Below are 20232 nucleotides of genomic sequence, written 5' to 3'. Positions count from 1 at the left end.
AAAAGAAAAATAGTGAGTATAAGAATACAGGGATAGGTTAGATACTTAGTCTCAACTCAACTAACTTGGTGATGGATGAACAATTAAAGGATAATTTTTCTAATCAGAGCCTTATGTGGTAAATCTTTTTACCTAACGCTCTTTTGTCCAAAAACGTTTCACAGAGCCAAGCTTTGGGACAAGAGCGCCTTAGTGCTACTACTCTAAAGCACTTCTGCCCCATAACCTGTTGGGGAAGGAAAGAAGCTGTAGAAGTAACGAACGAAGAAAGGTAAGCAGCTATATCTGTTAAGTTGAGATATAACTGCTTCTTGAAGTGAGAGGTTAAAGTTATTTCACTTCGTACCTCAGTAGGACTTCATTATCCAAAACAACGTTTGTTGACCAAATAAAACTTGCCCCAGCACCACTAAATTTCTCAATGAAGTTCATGTAAGATTTTTTGTTGTTCACACCAATTTCATCTTCTGAATATTCAGTCGCTTGAGGCCATGAAACGGCATCGAAGTCTTTTGCCATCCAGTTACTTGGGGTCTCCCAGTGAGCTGCATAAGCATTTGCACCGTTATCTGTGCCTTTTGTTGTGCAGTTCTCCGATAAGCGTTTACCATCAACCTCACTCAGGCAGCTTAAATCATAGACTGGTGCAGTATAAAATGTCTGTGCTTGCCAGTCGGAACTCGTCACAGTGCCATCACTAAAGCTTGCGATAAAGCCACCATCACCTGGGTGGAATGCCTTGCCACGGTTATCTTCTGTACCTAAACCTAAGTTTTCTTCCCAATCAATTACTTTTACAGCAATAGTGTATGGCTTATTTACTTTGAACTTTACGATACTAGAGTTAAACGGCGTAAAGGGTACGGTGTCTACCGCAACAAGCTGACCATTGATATATAACTCGAAGTAGTTGTCAGCAAAGATGTAACCAGTGATCTCTTCACCATTTGCATCAACTATGGTCACAGGGACTGAGTCTTCGTCCACATCGGCAATGCTTTCAGGAGTGATGTTGGCGCACTCTTCATAAAGATCGACCGCTTTTGGCGCAGTTGTAAAATGGTTTTGAGCAGGAACTGTCCATACCTTTCCGCTAGCATCAGCAATTTCACCAATGCCTGCAACACGGCTTCGACCATTCGCACACTCAAAAAGGTTTTCTTCTACTGTTTTTGCGAGACCTTGAGTAATGCTAGCTGAACCTTTGTAATCACTGACACTTCCGCTAACAGTTAGGTCGGAGGATGGAGAACAACCAGCCAACAACACGGCGATAGACGAAAGAGCTAATACTCTATTATTTGTAATAATCATCAATAAAAATTCTGTCGTTAGCATGGAGCTTAAGTGTAGATAATTAATCTCAACAGATCAATATGTTGGACTGGTGAGATAGCTGGCGCTGGCGCGTAGATATAGACTATATAATGCAAATCAACGTAAACGATGTGCAATTCTCGGTAAATGAACTTCTGTTCCGAGCTTTCACAGACTGCACTTCGTAACTCACAAATGTCCAAAAATGACCTAGAAATTGATCAAACTATACTGTCATCTAACATTTAATCGTGTTAGTAAAAGAGCTTCTATCAGAAGCTCTTTGAGTTAGCGCGTTTTACTGGCTTGCTTTTTCAATTCAAAATCAAATTCGTCGGGAAATAACACAACGCCTTCTTCATTCTCATTGGGGAACACCACCACCGACAGTTCATCTTCTTCCAAGCCCGAAGTCCAACGGCTGTGCCATTTGTTCAAAGAGATCGCTTCCGCTTCACACGCTTGCCACTCGCCTGTTGCCCATGCCTTGGCAAACTCTTGGTTAGGCCACACAGGAACACAATCATCTTCTTCTGTGTTGAGCATGACACAACCGTGCTCATCTTTTAGTATCCAAACTTCACGGTTTGCAACAATGGCTTTAATGCAGTATTTAAAACGTTCTTCTTCATTATAGCGATTGATTGCTTCTATCTGTTCTGTGGTTAATGCGTCTGCCATAGACCGGCTCCATGCGAAAGTTGGGGAATATAAAAACGCCTACAGTGTAGCACTGCAGGCGTTAAATTTAGAATCTTAAACAATAAGATGATAAAAAGGATTAAGCCAATTCAGCTTGCAGCCAAGGCCAACCTTGTTTCTTACGGCTTAAGGTGTTTTCCATCATCAACATGCCATCTTGTTCGTGTTTGGCCAGTTTTTCAGCCCATTCACCAGTATAAAGAAGACGGGTCTGCGCGGTGGTAATGTCGGTCAACATCACGGCGGCAAACGCAAGGCCTTCCTCTTCGCAGCGACGAACTAGGTCTGCTTGAATGGCGTCAATCATGCCATCGACTTGTTCAAGCGTTGCCAATTCCACTTGACCAACCACCACATCACGGCCGTTGAATGGGTAAGCTTTCAAATCTTTCTCAACAAGTTGAGCGGCAGATAAACCTTCAATGTCTGTTTTCGCAATCAAAAGCGCTTTAATAAAGGCATCAAGGTCTTCAACCTCAGCAATTTCAGCCAGTGCCAGCACCGCTTCTTTATCTTTTGGTGTGCACGTTGGAGACGCAAAACCGACCGTGTCAGACAAAATCGCAGACATCATCAATATGGCTAAAGGACGTGTGATTGGCGCATTTTCCATCTTGAATAGGTTGAACAAGATAGTACAGGTACAGCCGACTGGCCAAATCCACGCTTCTAGCGGATTCACTGTCATTACGTCGCCTAGGCGATGATGGTCAACAATACCGAGAATTTCCGCTTGGTTGATGTCATCAGGTGCTTGCGCAAGATCGGTATAATCCACAAGCCATACTTTTTCGCCCGCTACGCTAGTACGAAGTTCAGGTTGATCAACACCGGCTGTTGCAAGAATGTGTTGAGTTTCACGGTTAATGTCACCCTGACGAACAGGCGTTGCTTCTAGACCACGTGCTTTAAGTAATTCAGCAGCAACTAATGCACCACAAATGCTATCACTATCTGGGTTTTTATGACCGACAACGAAAATCATCTTTCTTCCTATTTTAATGCTATTTGATGGCCTATCGAAGGTGATAGGCGAGATTGCTCACAAAGGCCGATACTTTACCTGATTTTCAGAATTTGTCATGGCTTGTGGCTAAGAAATTATGGCTAATTTATCTTGCTTACCACGACGAACTTCAAGGTCGAGCACCTGCGAGCGATTAGTACCTCGAGTGATCTCTTTAAGCTTCTTCCCTTTTAGCTTAGATAAATGCCGATCCTGACCATTTCTCGCTTCAATAAGGTTAGGATTCATGGATTTGGTTCCGCGGAAAATATAGAAGCCACCATAATGCTCAAGAGCGGTAAAGAACTGGAAACCAGGGTAACCTGCATTCGACTACGGCAGGGTTACGCTTAAATAGACTCGGATAAACGTCATCGACTTCACGGTTGATGTAGGTGGTTTGTTTGGCGACGATTATCTGATCATAAATGAGGCCTTTTTTCTATCTAAATAAACCGCTTAGCTCTTAAGATCCTGTCTATGATGGGGGACCACAACCCGCCTCCTTTTGGTGAAGAGGTTTGAAAACTTTACTCAAGCCTCTCACCCTAAATCGATGCCATTTCCTAAAAATTCTGCTCTCAACACATCATCAATCCTGCGTTTTATTTTTGTTCTCAAGTTTTATTTTTGTTCTCAAATTGAGATAAGAAAAATAATTCACTTAAAAACAATAGCTTAATTTTGGCTTGTTTTTTGCTGATTTACCTTATCAACCTTCCACAAAAAACTAGGTGACGGTATGCACTTAAAATTATGGTGTTTCATCGTGTTGGTATTGGTTTCTGTTCGAACTATCGCTGCACCTTTTGAAACTTGTCCAAGCAAAGCGTATTTATTCCAAGCTTCTCCGGTACAGGTTTATGGTGTGAACTTAGTGACGGGGCAAACCGCTCTGCTACAAAGCAATACGGGGCTAAACGGAAACATCAATGCCGTGGGCTTTGATTTTCAAGATCGCTATATCTACGGTTACGATACCAACAACAAGCGATTAGTTCGGTTAGGCTCTGATTTTCAGGTAGAAACTCTTAATACCCTTGGACTGCCGCAAGACTACACCTTCTTTGTTGGGGATGTTTATAACCATATTTTTTATCTTTACCGCCAAGGTAAAGGGTTATTTAAAATCGACCTAAGCCCTTTAGACAGTGACCCGAATGCGGTACTCATCATCGAACAAATCTCAGCAACAGCGACCGTCAAACTCACCGATTTCGCTTTTCATCCCGCTGATGGCAGCTTATACGGTGTCGATAACTCAACCGGAGGCTTGTATCTGTTTGATACGGATACGGGTGTCAGCAGTTATATTGGCAACGTCGGCCAAACAGGCACTTTTGGCGCCGGCTACTTTGATGTGGATGGCTATTACTACATCTCACGTAACAGTGATGGAAAGATATTCCGGATTAATCTCTCAAACCCTGATTTAATCGCGCAAGGCAATGTGCCTGCCGTGCACTTTGCTGACGGCCCTTCCTCAAACCAAAATGATGGTGCGCGTTGTGCGAATGCTCCTGTGATCGATGAAGACTCAACCATTGATTTTGGTGATGCTCCAGATAGCTACCGTACCACATTAGCGTCCAATGGCCCGCGTCATCAGATGGATGGGATGACATGGTTAGGCTCAGCGCCAGACGGTGAACAGTCAGGTCAGCCTTTTCCGGCCAGTGACGACAAAGCCGGCATTGATGACGAAGATGGGGTTGGCTTTGTCACTGCGTTAGAAGCGGGTCTGGAAGTATTAATCACAGTGAATGCTTCCACTTCGGGTTATCTCTCTGCTTGGTTTGACTGGAATCGTGATGGCGACTTTGATGATGCAGGAGAGCAAGTCTTTACCGACCAACTACTGAACAGCGGGCAAAATGTGCTGATTTTTACGGTCGCCCAACAAGCGACTATGGGTTCAAGTTGGAGCCGTTTTCGCTTTAGCCAACAAAAAGGGTTGAATGCGTACGGAGGTTCAACATCTGGAGAAGTGGAAGACTACCCTATTACCATCTCCGCGAATGGGGTCGCAATACGCTATTTTCCTAGTGAAACCACTTACGCTACGGTCGCCTTTGAGGATAACTGGCCACATTTAGCCGACTATGACATGAACGATGTGGTGATCCGTTACCGAGTCACCGAAACACTGCAAGATAACCAAGTCGCACAGATTCGGATTGATGGTTACCTTGCAGCTTATGGCGCGGGTTATCACAACGGTTTTGCCATTCGCTTATCTGGTCTTGCTCGCAGTGCTATTGATACCAACTTAACCCGTCAGTATCACAATGATGTGTTGCAACCAAACAGCGGGTTGGAGATGGACTCGAATGAAGCAATCTTCATCATTTCAGAGGATCTGTCACGCGCCTTCCCACGGCTTTGTACTTACTTTCGTACCGACAATCAATGCATGGAAGACATTGGCTTTAACTTCAGTCTCATCATTGCTATCGAGCGCAGTAGTGATGTGAGTCAGTTGATCGCAATGCCTTATGACCCTTTCATTTTTGCCACTCCCGGTATTTATCATGGGGAAGGGATAACCTTCCAACCAGGTCGCAAATGGGAAGTTCACCTTGCTGATTACCCTGCCACTGAGAAGTTTGATACCGCTAATTTATATGGCGCTGGCGCCGATACCAGCGACCCAGCTCAACAACGTTTTTTCAAAAACGCGAACAATCTGCCATGGGCCTTACTGATCACAGATGAATGGCAATGGCCCTATGAACGTAGCGATTTAGTACGTACTTATCCGCAGTTCAGTGATTATTCCCAATCAGCAGGGCAACAGAAACAGAGTTGGTTCAACAACGCCTTCAACAACTGCGCATACTGCTATAACCCTTAGGAGGACACCATGAAAAACGCATTTCTATTAGTCACTTCGTGTTTGCTCTACGGTTGTGGAGGCGGTGGCGATGGTTCAGGGGATACTGCATCGATTAGCGTGACTTCTCCAACGCAACCGACTTCCGAAGAGGCCGCAATCATCGCCAAGGATTTCACCCCTGTGATAATGAGCTTTATAACGCAGCTCTCCTCAACAGCAGCAAACACCAGCAATGATTATTCCCAACAAGATTTTGGTAGTGACAGCAGCGTAACGACTTCACAATTGAATGTGCCCGCTGAATTTAGCTTTAACCCGGTCGCGCAAATTGAGATCAAAGCTGATATTAGCGCCTATCGTACTGACCGAGCCTTTGTTACCTTCTATAGTCAATATACGTCCAGTGGCAATGGAACTGACCAAGCGGTTTATGAAAGCCGGATTGCTTCATCAGCGTTAACTCTTGGTGTCGCAACCCTTAGCTTCAGTTATCCACTCTCTCAATCCAGCTTGCTGGCCGAGATATGGTTTTATGATGGCTCCGCCCCACTGCAGCAAGTATTTACACCAACACAACCGTAAAAAGGATTCGCTCTCATGTTCAACAAAGGGCTTGGTGGTTTACTCATTGGGGTAAACTTACTTTGGTTTACCAGTTTGTATTATCCCATGCCCATATGGTGGTTAGATAATCTTTTTAGCTATCCAATTGGGCTAATGGCTTTTAATGCTCTTTTAATAGTAATTGCGCTTTTAATGAGCTACCGAGTCTTATTTGTTGGTAGCACACTGTGTGCATTGGCTCTGATCTGGTTCATACCAAATAGTAAAAGTGAAGTAGTACTGCAAACTCAAAAAAAAGGCGAGGTTTCACAAGATCAGAGTGCAGCGCATTGTTCCTCTTCGCTGAAAATCATTCAGTTTAATGCGCTCTACGAAAATACCGACTACAACCGACTGCTCAACCTTTTACTGCAAGAGCAAGCCGATTTAGTGGTACTGCAGGAAGTGGCTCCCGCGCTTGAAGATAAGCTCAGCACTTTGGACGATATCTACCCGTACATTTACGGTGGTAAAACCCATGCAAAAGTGCCCTCAAGCCAGTTTATTCTCAGCAAAGAAGTCATCCTTCATTTTTCTGTCAAACCTTTTACAGAGAAAAATAAAATCCTACAGGGCGATTGGCAAATTACCCCTCAAACCTCCTTGCGTTTGATTGCCACCCACTTACCTTCTCCAAGAAATTCGACGCTTTGGGAAGAGCGTAATGCCATGCTTACTCATGTAAAAACACTGGCAAACGAAAGCGAGATGGCAAACACCATAGTGTTAGGGGATTTCAACCTCTCAAGTATGAATGCACGTTTTAGAAGCCATTTTGAAGGCTTTGAAACTCGGCCTGTGGCTTCATGGCCAGAATGGTCAACTCATTACCCTACCCCAGCTTTTACCATGATCAGCATTGATCATTTGTGGCTTAAATCAGCGCAATTTTCTCTTTGCAGCCGACAAGGGGTTCTTCCCTCTTTAGGTTCAGATCACCGCATGATTATCACGAAAATTGCCCAGCAATAACCTTGTCTCAAAATGATTTCCAAAATGACAATGCTCTTTAAACTGAAAAGTCAGCACATAAAATAAAACGTAATCCATTGATATCTAATCATAATTAAATTGGCACACTTACTGCTCTATTACCTACATGCAACCCAAAGATGCTGACAGATTCATGAACGCATCAAAAGATTGGTAAACAGTAAGGAGACACCCATGGAACTCAGAACCATTATTGATAGCGATATCCAAGTCACACTTCTTATAGAGGGCAATCTAGATGCGGAAGGTAGCCGTTTTCTTCAGCCTATAATTGATGATGTGATCTGGAAAGATGTTCACCAAGAAGTTGAGTTGGACTTTCGCAATGTCACCTTTTTAGATTCGTCAGGTGTTGGTGCTTTGGTCTATCTTTATAAGCGACTCGTTGAATCTGAACGAAAAATGCGCATTGAGAACGCCACTGGTCAGCCGCTTGAAATTATTAAACTGCTCCGTATCGGCCAGGCCATTCCCGTGAATTCTCGCACTTATTAGCCCACCTGAGGAGGTGAGCATGAAGTTAGCTATCGTCAGTATTGGTTTGTTCACCTTACTTGGTACCGCTGGGTGCACCTCGTACCCAGAAGAAGGCCGAGGTGGAATCGCAGAAGCTTACATGAATGGGGAGTTCGCCCCCGTGATGCCGGATGAACCGCTCGGCCCTGAACATGGGCTACGTTTTGACTGGCAACTAAGCAAATTACATTTGGGGAGCCTGATCCGCGAAGGCGCTAAATGGTGTTTTCCTGCGGCTGTTGTACAGGCTTTAGAAAATCAAAATCGGATCGCTCGGCAGCTTGATGGCGGCTTGCTGCTGGATGCCGCGAATGATCTGGTTATTCAGCGTAAACGCTTGAATCAGTTAGAACAGCAACTTGATTATGTCACTTCACAAACACGCTGCGTTCCACCTCAAAATGAACAGTCGTTTGTGAATTCGCTCTCGCTGATTGAAGAGTTAAATCGGCGGCTCAATGTGGATAATCAATTTGCGATTAACTCTACCGAGATCAACCCGAAATACATGGGCAATTTAGCCATCGCAGCCGACAAACTGAAAGCTCACCAGGACTTAACACTTTCGGTAACAGGCCATGCTGATTCATCCGGCAACGTGGAATTCAATGAAAAATTGGCCATGGGACGAGCAGAACAAGTGAAACGCTACTTGACGATTTTCGGCCTTGCGCCAGAGCGAATCACCACCCATTCCCTGGGTGAGTCGCTCCCTTTGTACGTCGGCGAAACAACAGGAGTGAAATTAACCAACCGACGCGTCAGCATTGAAATTATTACGGCAGATAGTCCAAACCTCTCTAAACAAGGAGGGGAGCTCTATGAGCAAGAATAGTTTTAAAGCTCTGCTGCTGTGCTGCGCTCTGCTGCTGAGTGGCCTTAGCTTCGCGGAAGAAACCGTAAGAATTGGTGATTTAGTACAAGTTGACCTGCCCGGTGAACCTTCATTCAATAACGGATTTCAGGTTGATAAACGGGGGCGAATTACGCTCCCGGAAGTCGGCCCACTTTATGTGGCAGGCTACGATGAAATCCAACTTCAGCGAGCGGTTTCTGACGCTTTGAGCCGAGTGTTTCGCGACATCAGCACGCTCCAAGTGTTTATTGCCGAGCAGCAACTGCTGATTTCAGTGCAAGGCTATGTCGCCTCTCCCGGTGAATATACATTATCGAGTAACGCGGATATTCAAATGGCGTTGCATGCCGCAGGTGGTGCTCGCCAAGGGGGGCAACTTGATAAGCTTCAACTCAAACGTAAAGACGAAAAAATCGTTTTCAACTACAAAGCTTTTCTCGAAAGCGGCGATGAAAGCATTCTCCCCCAGCTCGAATCCACTGATGTACTTTTTGTGCCAGCTTCACCGATCGTTGGCAATATCGAACAGGAATTTGATGCAGCTAAACTGGCCAATGCGGGGGACAGTGCGGATTCCAAAATGGCCATCAAAGTCTTCGGTGAAGTGAATGCTCCCGGCTCCTTCTCCTATCAAGCCAACACGAACTTGGTGGATGTTTTGATGCGTTCAGGCGGTGTGACACGTTATGCGGCGGTTGAGCAGATCCGTGTGATTAGCGATAACAACCCTAAACTGTTCAACCTTAAGCAATACCTTGATTCGGGTAATGAATCTTTACTCCCGATCCTCTCTCCAGGAACGACCGTGTTTGTCCCAAAACAGGAGGAAGAAATTAAGGCGGGAGCCAATATGGTGTATGTGATGGGAGAAGTCGCCAGACCGGGCGCTTTTGAAGGCAAACCGGGCGCAACCTTTATGGATATTTTAGCCAATGCAGGTGGCCCAACCCGTTTTGCCGAAGCTCGAAGAATTCGAGTCATCAAAGCCAATGGCCAAGTAACCCGTTTCGATTTAACCGCTTTCACAGAAGGACTCACCAGCACAGCACCGCCCGCCATTCAATCCGGTGACGCGATTTTTGTACCGGAAAAAACCGATATGAATGAAAAGTCGTGGCTAAAAGTGGCACCGGACCAAGCAGTTAATGTGATTGGTGAAGTGGTTAGGCCGGGGCGCATTGAGTGGTCAGATGAAATGAATCTGATGGATCTGCTTGCTCATGTCGGTGGGCCGACTTTGAGAGCGGACACCACTCGCATTAAGATTGCGATTGATGGCCAACAAATGCAGGTGTTTGATTTGGATGCTTTCATTCAAAACGGTGCGCCGCGTAGCCAACTGCCTCACATTCAAGCAGGCACCATCATTCGCATACACGATCTTCCTCAAGACCCTTCAGATAACAAATCACAATGGGTTCGCCAAGCATCGGATGCTTCCATCTATGTGTTGGGGCAAGTCAATGCTCCCGGTCGCTATCGTTTCAACAACGATATGCATTTTCTGGACATTCTTTCAGCCGCAGATGGCCCAACCAAGGATGCGGATCTGCACAACTTGCGCGTGACCCATCGAGACAAGTCTTACGCCAGAGTGAGTAAGCTCAACCTCGCCTTATATTTTGAAACGGGAGATGAGAACTTGCTGCCCGACATCAAAACCGGAGACACAATTTACATCCCTGAAAAGAACCGGAACTGGCTCGACAACACCAAAGAATCCACAGTGAGAGTGCTAGGCGCAATCAATAAACCGGGTCGTTACGTGTTCAGTGACACCATGACGATTCTCGATATTTTGGCCGAAGCGGGTGGCCCGAGCCAATCGGCCTATCTTGAAAAAATTTCCATAGTGAATATGTCTTGCTGTCAGGGGCAGGCACGTACCTTCGACCTGATTCAATTTAGCAAAACTGCGAACCTTTATGCCCTGCCAGTATTACGCGCGGGAGACACCATTTACATTCCAGATCGCAGTGAAAGCCTATTGGAGAAAGCTCGCGAAAGTATTGATGATATTTTACGCATCACCACCACTATCCTACTGATAGGAGCGCTGTAGCATGATTCCCGCCACACACGCCGAAATTGAGCAAATTTACCTTGCCGCAGAGTTAGCCGACTGCCGATCACTGTGCATTACTTCATGTCAGTCCGGTGAAGGAGTCACGTCGATCGCCAGTGCGCTGACCGAGCGTTACCTGCTGGCAGGACACGATGCCTTGTTAGTTGACCTCAATATGTTTAAACCCGCATTTAAAGAGGTAGAAATGCTCAACGCACCCGATGGGCGGCAATGGGTTGAAAACCGAGAAACCCACCAGCTTTTTACTGGGTTGAGCATACCACGCGAAAGGTCACTGCAGCTCAGTTATAAAGATCCCAATACCCTGTCACGAGCGGTTCAGCAATGGCTGAACCAGTATGAACGGATCATTATTGATACTTCTCCTATCCTCAATTTAAACAAAAACAATATCCCCGCTCAAAGCGTAGCGAGCGCTTGTGACAAGACCGTTCTGGTGGTGATGAGCGGCACAACCACCACTCAACAAGTGCAAAAAGCGATTGAGTTACTGGGTTCAGAACAGATCTCCCTACTGGGCACCATTTTAAATGCCCGTGACCAGCCACCTCTGCGTTTAGAGCTGATTCGAGAGATCAATCGACTCTCTTTTATCCCTAAGCAGTGGCGAGAACGTTGGATTCGCACCGTACTCGGTAACGATATGCTCTCAAATTACACCTGATTTCCATAACGGTTTGCTAGAGGACTCCCCATGTACGACCCTATCCATGATCTCGATGCTGCAGAATGGATTGATGAAACCATCATCCAAGAAGTGATCCACGATACCGACATCAGCATAATGCCCATGCTGCTGACTAGCTATATTGAAGAGAGCCAAATACGCTTGCAGCACATAGAAAAAGCCATACAACTCACCGATCACGCTGCCTTAGAGTTTGAGCTGCATACTCTCGGCAGTGCTTCTCTTGCATTGGGTAACCGCCATTTATCGCGCTGTACTCGTGAAATGGAGCGCCATTGCCAAAAACAGCAATGGAATGAGGCAATTGCTCTGTATCCGAAATTGGTTCGTATCGCGTACTGGTCGCTCATTGCCAGCCAAGAACGTTTAGAACTGGGATTTGAGGTTTAAGTAGCACTTTCGCAATTTGAGAATCTGTACTATACCAATAGAGACATCTTGCATATCAATCCTCAAACGCCATGGTGGTCTGATAGCGAAAAATAAGCGCCCTATTTTCTGAAATGTAGTTGTACAGATGCTGGCCTGCTATGAATGCCAATGAGAAAGGTAAATAAAAACTAAGGATAAGAGATGAAATCTAAAGTGCTGTTAGTGGAAGATTCCACCTCGTTAGCCATTTTGTATAAGCAGTATGTTAAAGATGAACCTTTTGATCTCTTTCATGTAGAAACTGGGCGCGATGCCATTCAATTTTTACAAAGAACGCCGCCTGAGTTGATTATTCTCGATTTGAAACTGCCGGACATGTCTGGCGAGGAGATCCTCGACTGGATTAATCAGCACGAAATCCCAACGACAGTGATCATCGCTACCGCCCATGGCTCAGTCGATATTGCGGTCAATTTACTCCAGAAAGGGGCGGAAGATTTCCTCGAAAAACCGATCAAAGCCGAGCGCTTAAAAACCTCGATCAATCTTCATCTTCAACGCTCCAAACTCGCTTCCCTCGTCGAGAATTTCGAACACCGCTTAGAGCGTGAAAAGTTCCACGGCTTTATTGGTGCTTCGCTGCCCATGCAATCCGTCTACAACATGATTGAATCCGTCGCCCCTACCAACGCAAGCGTATTTATTATTGGTGAAAGCGGTACGGGTAAAGAAGTGTGCGCGCAAGCCATTCACAACCAAAGCCAACGCCGTGAAAAAACCTTTGTTGCCCTGAACTGCGGAGCGATTCCCCGAGATTTATTAGAAAGTGAGATTTTCGGGCACACCCGCGGAGCATTCACTGGCGCAACCAAAGATCGCAAAGGTGCAGCCTCTCAAGCGGACGGTGGTACTCTGTTTCTGGATGAGCTGTGTGAAATGGAGTTGGAGATGCAAAAGAAACTGCTGCGTTTCCTGCAAACAGGCACCTTTACTCCACTCGGCTCTGATAAAGAGCAAAAAGTGGATGTGCGCATTATCGCCGCAACCAATCGCCAGCCATTAGAAGAAGTGCAAGCGGGACGTTTTCGTGAGGATCTTTACTACCGTGTCCATGTCATCCCTATCGAGATGCCTCCATTACGCGAAAGAAGCACTGACATTGTGGTTCTGGCCAACCACTTTTTAACCCAGTATGCCAAACAAGATAAAAAACGCTTCACCGAGATTAGCCGTGATGCGCAAAAAATCCTCAAAAGCTATTCATGGCCGGGCAACGTGCGCCAATTGCAGAACGTGATCCGCAATATCGTCGTACTCAATAACGAAAAAACCATCAAACCTGAGCATCTGCCCAACCAAATACTCGCTAAAAATAGTGTTCCTGCGGCCCCTATCACCCCTGTTAATAATGTCGCGGCTGAATCTATCGTCCATAAAGCCGCCGCATTCCATGAACCAGAAAATGAGCTGCCACTTCAAACGGCCGCACCCGAGAGATTTATCTCTTCACCCGCAGAAAGTGTGCCGCGTGAAAGCAGCACACCGACTCATAATAATCCTGTGGTCATTCGCCCTATGTGGCAGGTAGAGAGAGAGGCGATTCAGCAAGCTATTGATTTTTGCGATGGTAATGTCATCAATGCTGCCGTGCTGCTCGAACTGAGCCCCTCCACGGTTTACCGTAAAAAATTGGCGTGGGAACAGGATGAAGCTAGCCACTCTTAACTCCTTGCCGCCTTGTGTTGCGCTCGAACATCACCTTTGGCTGTTGATCGACAGCCGCGTGTTTGGCGGCATAGAGAGCCATGTTCTGCAATTAGCTCAAGGATTGCAGTTGCATCAACAGTCCGTCGTGGTGGTGATCCTTCGGCGTTATCAAAGCGATACACCTTTGCTGCAAAAACTCAGCGAAACCGACATTCCATTTTGTATTTTGGCTGACGCTGCACCTCAGCGCTCACTCAACCAAGCATTACTCGCAGCGCTTCGTCACTACCAACCTCATCTTGTGCATGCTCACGGCTATAAGGCGAGCTTACTCAGTCGATTAGCGGTCAAACGTTCTGGTTTGCCCATACGTCAGTTCACCACCTATCACGCCGGTGAAACGCCAGCTGGCCGCGTTAAGCTGTATGACTGGTGTGATCGCTATACGGCCTTTCTCTCACATCACTCGCTTTCTGTCAGTAACGATATTGCACGCAAAGTGCCTTTTCACACCACTCGACTGAATAACTTTGTTGATACGGATAAGCTCACGTTCAAGTATGGTGAACAAATCGCATTTGTTGGGCGTTTAAGCCCAGAAAAAGGTCCCGACCGCATGATTGCCATCGCCGCATCTCTGCCAGAGATGATGTTTGATGTGTATGGAGATGGTGTTTGCTATACCGATTTGCTTGCTCAATCACCAAGCAATATCCGTTGGCATGGGCACCAAACTCATATGCACACGATATGGCCAAACATTGGTATTCTGATTCTCTGCTCGCGAGCCGAAGGGCTACCATTGGCGGCCTTGGAAGCCATGGCTCAAGGCATTTTGGTGATAGCCTCTCCCGTTGGCGAATTACCCACGCTGATCCAACATGGCTTAAATGGTTTTCTGGCAGACAGTGAACAAGCCTTTTGCGATGTACTGCAGCACTGGCAAACACTCCCCCAAACCAAGCAACAAACTCTACGCTTAGCTGCACGAGAAAGCGTACTGACTCATTACTCTTCTTCCGCGGTAATACCTCAACTCCTCACCCATTATCAAAAACCGATTTGATTCTCATATTGAGAACTTCAAGAACCATTAAAATTACTGCTTATTTTTCATTGAGTTAAATATAATTCTTTTTGGCATCCCCTTTGCTTTACCTCTCTTGAGGTTCCATTTTGGACTGCGCTAGCCAAGTCTCGTTATGTAGCCAAGTCTCGTTGTGATTGACGAAATCTCTATTTAGCAACGTCACACGACTTTTCAACCATTTTCGAATCATAAGGAAAGCACTATGGCAATTAGAAAAAATGTCCTGTTTGTGCACTACGGGGATAACTGGATTCGCGGCAGTGAGCGCTGCTTGATCGATCACTTGCTCAATCTGGATCGCAGCCGCTTTTTACCTTTCCTGTGGACCAATAACGCCATGCTGCATGAAGAGATTAGCAAAATGGGGATTCACAGTGTGCTTAGCCCTTTTCCGATTTTGCTGGGATGGAAAGCTCCGCGCTTTCAACTGTTCGGCTGGTGGAATTTGGTTAATACCGCAAAAACCTTGATTAAAGATTGCAAGATCGACCTAATCCATGCCAACAGTGCCGGGCCGTGCCAATGGATTGGGAAAGCCGCGAACGAGACAGGAACTCCGTGGCTCGCTCAACTGCATTCGGATTATCCAGCTCGTGATCGGCTCACTCTTGCTCTCCATCGCGTTCCGAACATCATTGCCGTCAGCTATGCCATTATCGATAAATTAATGAGTGACGGCTACCCAGCTGAGCGAATTCATGTCATCCATAATGGAATTGATACTGAGCGACTTGAGCTATTGCCTGCAATGGATCTTCGCCAACGACTACAATTGGATGATGATGCCTTTTTATTCATCTCTGTCGGTTCACTCATCAAACGCAAAGGTATGGATCGCCTTTTACAAGCAATGCGTTTCTTCGTGTTGGAACACCCCAATGCCCATCTAATCATTGTCGGAGATGGCCCTGAGCGAAAATCGCTTGAGCAGATGAGTGACTACCTCAAGCTCTCACAACACATTCATTTTGTAGGTGAGCAGCACAATGTCATGGGCTGGCTCAAAGGCGCTAATGCATTTATCAGTGGCGCACGAAGAGAACCATTTGGTTTGGTGATTGCCGAAGCGGCATTAGCCGAACTCCCCATTATTGCTCCCGACACTGGCGGCATACCTGAAATCCTACGCCACCAAACTCACGGCCAGCTCTACCCTAAAGAGAGTACGAAGGCAATGCATGAAGCCATGCGTTGGATGATGAAAAACCCAATTGATGCCAAGATGATGGCGGTGAAAGCTCACGCTCATATTCTTCTCGCCCATACGCTTGAAAAAAATCGCACTGCAATTGAAGCGCTTTACGAGCAAATCCTCTCAAGCCCTGCAACCTATAAAGACTCATTTTGGGCGACTTGGCGTCCGGTCAAAACCTATGTTTCTCAACGCTTTTCTTTAGGGGGTTGATATGGCTGCTATTCATTGTCTGATTTTTGATCCTATCGCCTTTCAAGGCGGCTCAAAAATCGCAACCCGTATGGCACTCCAACAAGTGGCGGCCAATCAGGCTCAATTTACTATCGTGACTCGCCACCCAGAGAGTTGGCAGCACTCTGCTTTCAACTCAAAACACAGTGTAGAGTTCATCACACTCCCTAGTTGTGGCAATTTGGGGCTAGCGACTCAAGGGTTGAGTTATTGGTTGAAACACGGCGTTTATTTCCTCTGGCTATGCTGGTTTGCCCTACGCTGTCAGCGCTTTCATCTCCTTCTGGCCAGTTCTGGCCCTGGGGTCGATATGGCGCTGCACTTATTCGCGCGAGTCACTCGCATCCCCTTGATTCAATTGGTACACGGCCCGGTTGGACAATCTCGCGCCACGGGTTATTGCTTAAGTAAAGCGAATAAGCTGTTTTATCTGCCTTCAAGTAAACCAAGTTTGCTCAAGGCGTTGAGCCACTACTACGCTTTCTCATTCGGTAGTGACAATGCCCAAACCCTCGCTGCATTTACTTTAGCAAGTCGCCACAGCCAAGAATTTGTGAATGGCCTACCTATCGAGCAGTGGCCCACTCAGTGCCAGTATCATTCACCCTGCATTTTTTGGGCGGCTTCCTTACTTAAATGGAAAGGCTTGGATTTGCTGCTTGAGTCCCTTGATCAACTGGTCAAACGGGTTCCTTCAACCACCCACATTTGCTATATCAAACCGCAGCAAACACACCTGTCCACCAGTCAAGCTCCGCGGTCTCTGCCTCACGTCAATTGGCATGAAGACCCTCAAGATTTGGATGCCATCCGCAGTCAATGCAATCTGTTTGTTTCCACCAGCCAGCAAGAGCCTTTTGGATTATCGATACTGGAAGCCTTAGCGGCGGGAATGTGCGTGATTATTCCTGAAGATAATGCGTATTGGGATTCACTGCTAACTCATGAACTGAACTGCCTAAAGTACGCTGCCAATGATGTCAACAGCTTGGCCGAAACACTGCACCGCGCGATCACCGAGCCTCATCTCGCCCAAAGGCTCGGCAATCAAGCCCTAGATATTGCTCAACACTATCATGCTGAAGAGTGTTATTGGCAAATAGCGCAAAGTGTTCAACAGGGAGCAGCACCTTCTCACTCCCGCCAATCTTCTTAACCATTTTTTGTGAGGCAAGATTATGAGTAACCCGAGCCCAGCCATGCCTTCTGCTTTATCTCACTTCGCCTTGTACGGGATAAGCCTGGTCTTGATTAAAGGTATTTCTCTGATCATGTTGCCCGTGATTGCACGTTATTTAAGTGTGGAGCAGATCGGTCGCCTAGAGTTACTTGCCACTTGTGGTGCCTTACTTGGCATCATCAGCACGGCCTCCATGCACGAAAGCCTGTATCGTTTCACAGCTAATTTAACGTCTGAGGAGCAGCGTCAACATCAAGCATCACATATCGCCACACTTTCGCTGCTTTTTTCAATGCTGGTGTGTGGTTTGGGGCTTGGGCTGCTCATGCTTTTCCCTGAGCTGTTAAGCGCCATCCCACTCAGCCGCTTTGAATTAACTTTACTGCTGCTGGCACTGCTGTTTGAAGGTCCGGTGTCACTGCATTTAACTTGGTTACGTATGCAAGAAAAAGCCAAGCTCTTTTTCCTGATCAGTGTGGGCAGTAGCGCATTGCAAATTACGCTTATTTTGTTTGTTCTCATGACACAACCTAGCGTATGGGGAGTGCTTGCCGCAGGTACGTTTACTCGGGTTTGTCAGTTTGCCGCTTTAACCTTCATTAATCGCTTTCGTTTGGTTTATCCAGCGCACACCTCTCAGCTATTACGCTACAGCTTACCTCTGATGCTTTCTGCTATGGTGGCTTACGGCTTAAATGGCGCTGAGCGCTGGTTCATTAGTAGCACAACCACACTTGAAACCTTGGGTTACTACGCTATTGCTGCAAAATTTGCCCTTGCAATGTGTTTACTCGTTCAACCTTTTGGCATGTGGTGGATGCCAAAACGTTTTGCCATGCTCAAACAGCAAGGCGATGACGCGGTAGCACGCTATACTCGAATCGGCATGGCTTATGTGTTGCTGCTGTCTCTGTGCATGGCGTTTTGGGGGCAATGGTTTATCGCATTTGCACTGCCTGCCACTTATCTCCCTGCGCAAAAAATATTGCTGATCATTCTACTCAGCGCGGCTTGCAAAGAGTGGGCTGAACTACTGAATATCGGAGTGCTCTACCAAAAACGCAGTGCTCTACTTTTTTCAATCAATTTGTTCAGTGCCTTGTTGGCAATCGTATTGTGTGGGTTGTTCAGTCAATGGGGTGTGATGGGTATCGCCAGTGCCATTACTTTCGCTCAATGCCTGCGTTTATTGGCAATCAGCTATTTCAGCCAGCGCATACAACCTATTCCACTACAACTGCTGCGCTTTATCCCCCAACTTGCTTTTATGCTTGCCAGTTTTGGCCTTGCTATGCAGATCAATAGCCTGATTGGGCTAGTATTTTGGGGAACTCTGCTGCCGATTTTGGGTTTACTGCTAAGCTGTAAATTGGGTTGGGTTAGCTTTCCTTTCTCCATGAAACAATGGGGAATCGATTGGGTTCAAAGCCACTTAACTCGCCGAACTAGGAAGGCGACATGAATGTCAAAATAATCGTGATCATCTTGTGCATCTTTCTCAGTGCAGCTTGGTATGTCATACCAAACCCTGTGCTGCCTTTGGTGATCGCGTTATTACCGCTGGGTGCACTGTTTGTACTAAACCAAACCTTCTGGCTAGTAACACTGTTTGTCGCCTTCTCTTTCTTCCGTCTGCATGAAGCTATTCCCATGCTTTATTCGCTGAAAATTCCGCTGTTACTTTCGGTTGGTGCACTGTCTGCATTACTGTGGCACAGCCTCATTAGTCGAACTTTAAACCTCTACTGGCACCCTTGTTTAACTTGGCTTTCACTGTTCTGGTTAGTGGTCTGTATCGGTATTGTTTTAGCTTCAAACCGCGGTATCGCGATTGAGTATTTTAAGAATATTTACTGGAAAATCATGGTGATGTCTTTGGCGATTGTCTGGCTGGTGAACAGCGCCGCCAATCTCAAGAAAGTGATGCTGACTATTGTGATCTCCGGTGCCATCGTCGCGTTTGCGGCGCTGAGTAATTCAATCAACGGTATTGGGTTAGTTGAAGGTAGCCGTGTCACGGTTGGGCGGGAACTCGGTTCTATGCTGGGCGATCCCAATGATCTGTCACTGGTATTGATGTTTCCGCTCGCGTTTTCCGTTGCTTTAGTCACCACCCGAGGCATGCCATTCGTGTTAAGGCTGCTGGGTATCATTGTGACTGTCATGCTGATGGTCGCCGTGATTGCAACACAAAGTCGCGGCGGATTACTTGGTTCACTCGCCGTATTTGCCCTTTTTGCGTTACGTCTGATCAAAAACAAAGCACTGTTGATCGCCATAGGCGGTATCGGCGCTTTGCTACTGTATAGCGTGGCAGGCATTTCTGATCGTGCCTCTGGCGGTAATGCAGAAGAAGGGATCGATGCTTCAGCTATGGGTCGGCTTTACGCATGGCAGGCCGCTTTTCGTATGGCGTTAGGTCATCCCTTTTTTGGAGTCGGACTCGATAACTTTTACTATAACTACTATTTCTACAGCTCGCACTGGGATGGACTCAATCACGCCGTGCACAGCACTTGGTTTGGGGTATTAGCGGAAACCGGCTTTTTGGGGCTCATCCTGTTTATTGTTTTTATCATCTCTTTGCTCAAAACGGCACAACACACCATCAGTTTGCTGACGCCTTCCGCACCACTGTTTGTTTTTGCCAACGCCCACGCAATCTTTGCTGCGTTAGTCGGTACGATTGTGTCTGGAACCTTCCTGACCCAAGGTTTTAACTGGCCCATTTACATTTTGGCGGCGTTAACGGTGGCCGTTGCACACATTACGCAAAACCATTCTCAAATTGAGAATGAGGCTTCCAATTCGACAGACAAAATGACAACTCATTGATTTCCTTTTATTAAAAATC

General features: G+C 46.4%; 17 protein-coding genes and 1 pseudogene. 14 read left to right on the top strand and 4 right to left on the bottom strand.

Annotation, left to right across the window (positions count from 1 at the left end; translation table 11 throughout):
- Positions 1-330: 330 nt before the first annotated feature.
- The 4 genes and pseudogenes from EXZ60_RS03105 to EXZ60_RS03090 all read right to left on the bottom strand — a co-directional run.
- Complete coding sequence (locus tag EXZ60_RS03105; protein WP_088729450.1) at positions 331-1314, bottom strand: hypothetical protein; 984 nt, start codon at positions 1312-1314, stop codon at positions 331-333.
- 291 nt (positions 1315-1605) lie between these two features.
- Positions 1606-1998 (bottom strand): DUF2750 domain-containing protein, encoded by a 393-nt coding sequence (locus tag EXZ60_RS03100; RefSeq protein WP_017047713.1) that lies wholly within the window; start codon positions 1996-1998, stop codon positions 1606-1608.
- 100 nt (positions 1999-2098) lie between these two features.
- The gene (locus tag EXZ60_RS03095) at positions 2099-3004 is read right to left on the bottom strand and encodes a manganese-dependent inorganic pyrophosphatase (protein ID WP_194662762.1); all 906 of its coding nucleotides are present in this window, start codon (positions 3002-3004) and stop codon (positions 2099-2101) included.
- 129 nt (positions 3005-3133) lie between these two features.
- Positions 3134-3452 (bottom strand): annotated as a pseudogene (locus tag EXZ60_RS03090) (IS4 family transposase); the annotation flags it as partial.
- Between the two features lie 315 nt (positions 3453-3767).
- Here EXZ60_RS03090 and EXZ60_RS03085 point away from each other — a divergent pair.
- The 14 genes from EXZ60_RS03085 (at position 3768) to EXZ60_RS03020 (ending at position 20213) form a co-directional block, all read left to right on the top strand.
- Complete coding sequence (locus EXZ60_RS03085) at positions 3768-5879, top strand: LruC domain-containing protein (RefSeq protein ID WP_194662763.1); 2112 nt, start codon at positions 3768-3770, stop codon at positions 5877-5879.
- A 9-nt stretch (positions 5880-5888) separates the two neighbouring features.
- Positions 5889-6443, top strand: a complete 555-nt coding sequence (locus tag EXZ60_RS03080; protein ID WP_194662765.1) for a hypothetical protein — start codon at positions 5889-5891, stop codon at positions 6441-6443.
- Between the two features lie 15 nt (positions 6444-6458).
- The gene (locus EXZ60_RS03075) at positions 6459-7436 is read left to right on the top strand and encodes an endonuclease/exonuclease/phosphatase family protein (protein ID WP_277435273.1); all 978 of its coding nucleotides are present in this window, start codon (positions 6459-6461) and stop codon (positions 7434-7436) included.
- 195 nt (positions 7437-7631) lie between these two features.
- The gene (locus tag EXZ60_RS03070) at positions 7632-7952 is read left to right on the top strand and encodes an STAS domain-containing protein (RefSeq protein ID WP_010320155.1); all 321 of its coding nucleotides are present in this window, start codon (positions 7632-7634) and stop codon (positions 7950-7952) included.
- 19 nt (positions 7953-7971) lie between these two features.
- Positions 7972-8808, top strand: a complete 837-nt coding sequence (locus EXZ60_RS03065; RefSeq protein WP_277435272.1) for an OmpA family protein — start codon at positions 7972-7974, stop codon at positions 8806-8808.
- On the top strand, positions 8795-10891 hold the full coding sequence (locus tag EXZ60_RS03060) for an SLBB domain-containing protein (protein WP_017043980.1): 2097 nt from the start codon (positions 8795-8797) through the stop codon (positions 10889-10891). Before EXZ60_RS03065 ends, EXZ60_RS03060 begins: the two co-directional genes overlap by 14 nt.
- A 1-nt stretch (position 10892) precedes the next feature.
- Positions 10893-11579, top strand: coding sequence for an AAA family ATPase (locus EXZ60_RS03055; protein WP_277435271.1), 687 nt, complete (start codon positions 10893-10895; stop codon positions 11577-11579).
- Positions 11580-11609: 30 nt separating this feature from the next.
- A complete protein-coding gene (locus EXZ60_RS03050; protein WP_010320159.1) occupies positions 11610-11993 on the top strand; it encodes an Hpt domain-containing protein in 384 nt (127 codons plus the stop codon).
- 183 nt (positions 11994-12176) lie between these two features.
- A complete protein-coding gene (locus EXZ60_RS03045) occupies positions 12177-13700 on the top strand; it encodes a sigma-54 dependent transcriptional regulator (protein ID WP_010320160.1) in 1524 nt (507 codons plus the stop codon).
- Positions 13681-14748 (top strand): glycosyltransferase family 4 protein, encoded by a 1068-nt coding sequence (locus EXZ60_RS03040; RefSeq protein ID WP_277435270.1) that lies wholly within the window; start codon positions 13681-13683, stop codon positions 14746-14748. Before EXZ60_RS03045 ends, EXZ60_RS03040 begins: the two co-directional genes overlap by 20 nt.
- A gap of 226 nt (positions 14749-14974) precedes the next feature.
- Entirely contained in the window at positions 14975-16177 is a 1203-nt protein-coding gene (locus EXZ60_RS03035; RefSeq protein ID WP_277435269.1) for a glycosyltransferase, read from the top strand.
- Position 16178: 1 nt separating this feature from the next.
- The gene (locus EXZ60_RS03030) at positions 16179-17354 is read left to right on the top strand and encodes a glycosyltransferase family 4 protein (protein WP_017044060.1); all 1176 of its coding nucleotides are present in this window, start codon (positions 16179-16181) and stop codon (positions 17352-17354) included.
- Between the two features lie 22 nt (positions 17355-17376).
- Entirely contained in the window at positions 17377-18840 is a 1464-nt protein-coding gene (locus tag EXZ60_RS03025) for an oligosaccharide flippase family protein (RefSeq protein ID WP_277435268.1), read from the top strand.
- Positions 18837-20213, top strand: coding sequence for an O-antigen ligase family protein (locus EXZ60_RS03020; RefSeq protein ID WP_277435267.1), 1377 nt, complete (start codon positions 18837-18839; stop codon positions 20211-20213). Before EXZ60_RS03025 ends, EXZ60_RS03020 begins: the two co-directional genes overlap by 4 nt.
- Positions 20214-20232 lie beyond the last annotated feature (19 nt).

This window comes from Vibrio sp. 1151_11 (assembly GCF_029478525.1).
Classification (GTDB): domain Bacteria; phylum Pseudomonadota; class Gammaproteobacteria; order Enterobacterales; family Vibrionaceae; genus Vibrio; species Vibrio anguillarum.
Note: the sequence above shows the minus strand (reverse complement) of the source record. Positions and strands in the feature narration are given on the sequence as shown.

Excerpts from the sequence above, each read along its gene's own strand:
- EXZ60_RS03105 (WP_088729450.1), bottom strand. The coding sequence starts at position 1,314 with ATGATTATTACAAATAATAGAGTATTAGCTCTTTCGTCTATCGCCGTG.
- EXZ60_RS03100 (WP_017047713.1), bottom strand. The coding sequence starts at position 1,998 with ATGGCAGACGCATTAACCACAGAACAGATAGAAGCAATCAATCGCTAT.
- EXZ60_RS03095 (WP_194662762.1), bottom strand. The coding sequence starts at position 3,004 with ATGATTTTCGTTGTCGGTCATAAAAACCCAGATAGTGATAGCATTTGT.
- EXZ60_RS03085 (WP_194662763.1), top strand. The coding sequence starts at position 3,768 with ATGCACTTAAAATTATGGTGTTTCATCGTGTTGGTATTGGTTTCTGTT.
- EXZ60_RS03080 (WP_194662765.1), top strand. The coding sequence starts at position 5,889 with ATGAAAAACGCATTTCTATTAGTCACTTCGTGTTTGCTCTACGGTTGT.
- EXZ60_RS03075 (WP_277435273.1), top strand. The coding sequence starts at position 6,459 with ATGTTCAACAAAGGGCTTGGTGGTTTACTCATTGGGGTAAACTTACTT.
- EXZ60_RS03070 (WP_010320155.1), top strand. The coding sequence starts at position 7,632 with ATGGAACTCAGAACCATTATTGATAGCGATATCCAAGTCACACTTCTT.
- EXZ60_RS03065 (WP_277435272.1), top strand. The coding sequence starts at position 7,972 with ATGAAGTTAGCTATCGTCAGTATTGGTTTGTTCACCTTACTTGGTACC.
- EXZ60_RS03060 (WP_017043980.1), top strand. The coding sequence starts at position 8,795 with ATGAGCAAGAATAGTTTTAAAGCTCTGCTGCTGTGCTGCGCTCTGCTG.
- EXZ60_RS03055 (WP_277435271.1), top strand. The coding sequence starts at position 10,893 with ATGATTCCCGCCACACACGCCGAAATTGAGCAAATTTACCTTGCCGCA.
- EXZ60_RS03050 (WP_010320159.1), top strand. The coding sequence starts at position 11,610 with ATGTACGACCCTATCCATGATCTCGATGCTGCAGAATGGATTGATGAA.
- EXZ60_RS03045 (WP_010320160.1), top strand. The coding sequence starts at position 12,177 with ATGAAATCTAAAGTGCTGTTAGTGGAAGATTCCACCTCGTTAGCCATT.
- EXZ60_RS03040 (WP_277435270.1), top strand. The coding sequence starts at position 13,681 with ATGAAGCTAGCCACTCTTAACTCCTTGCCGCCTTGTGTTGCGCTCGAA.
- EXZ60_RS03035 (WP_277435269.1), top strand. The coding sequence starts at position 14,975 with ATGGCAATTAGAAAAAATGTCCTGTTTGTGCACTACGGGGATAACTGG.
- EXZ60_RS03030 (WP_017044060.1), top strand. The coding sequence starts at position 16,179 with ATGGCTGCTATTCATTGTCTGATTTTTGATCCTATCGCCTTTCAAGGC.
- EXZ60_RS03025 (WP_277435268.1), top strand. The coding sequence starts at position 17,377 with ATGAGTAACCCGAGCCCAGCCATGCCTTCTGCTTTATCTCACTTCGCC.
- EXZ60_RS03020 (WP_277435267.1), top strand. The coding sequence starts at position 18,837 with ATGAATGTCAAAATAATCGTGATCATCTTGTGCATCTTTCTCAGTGCA.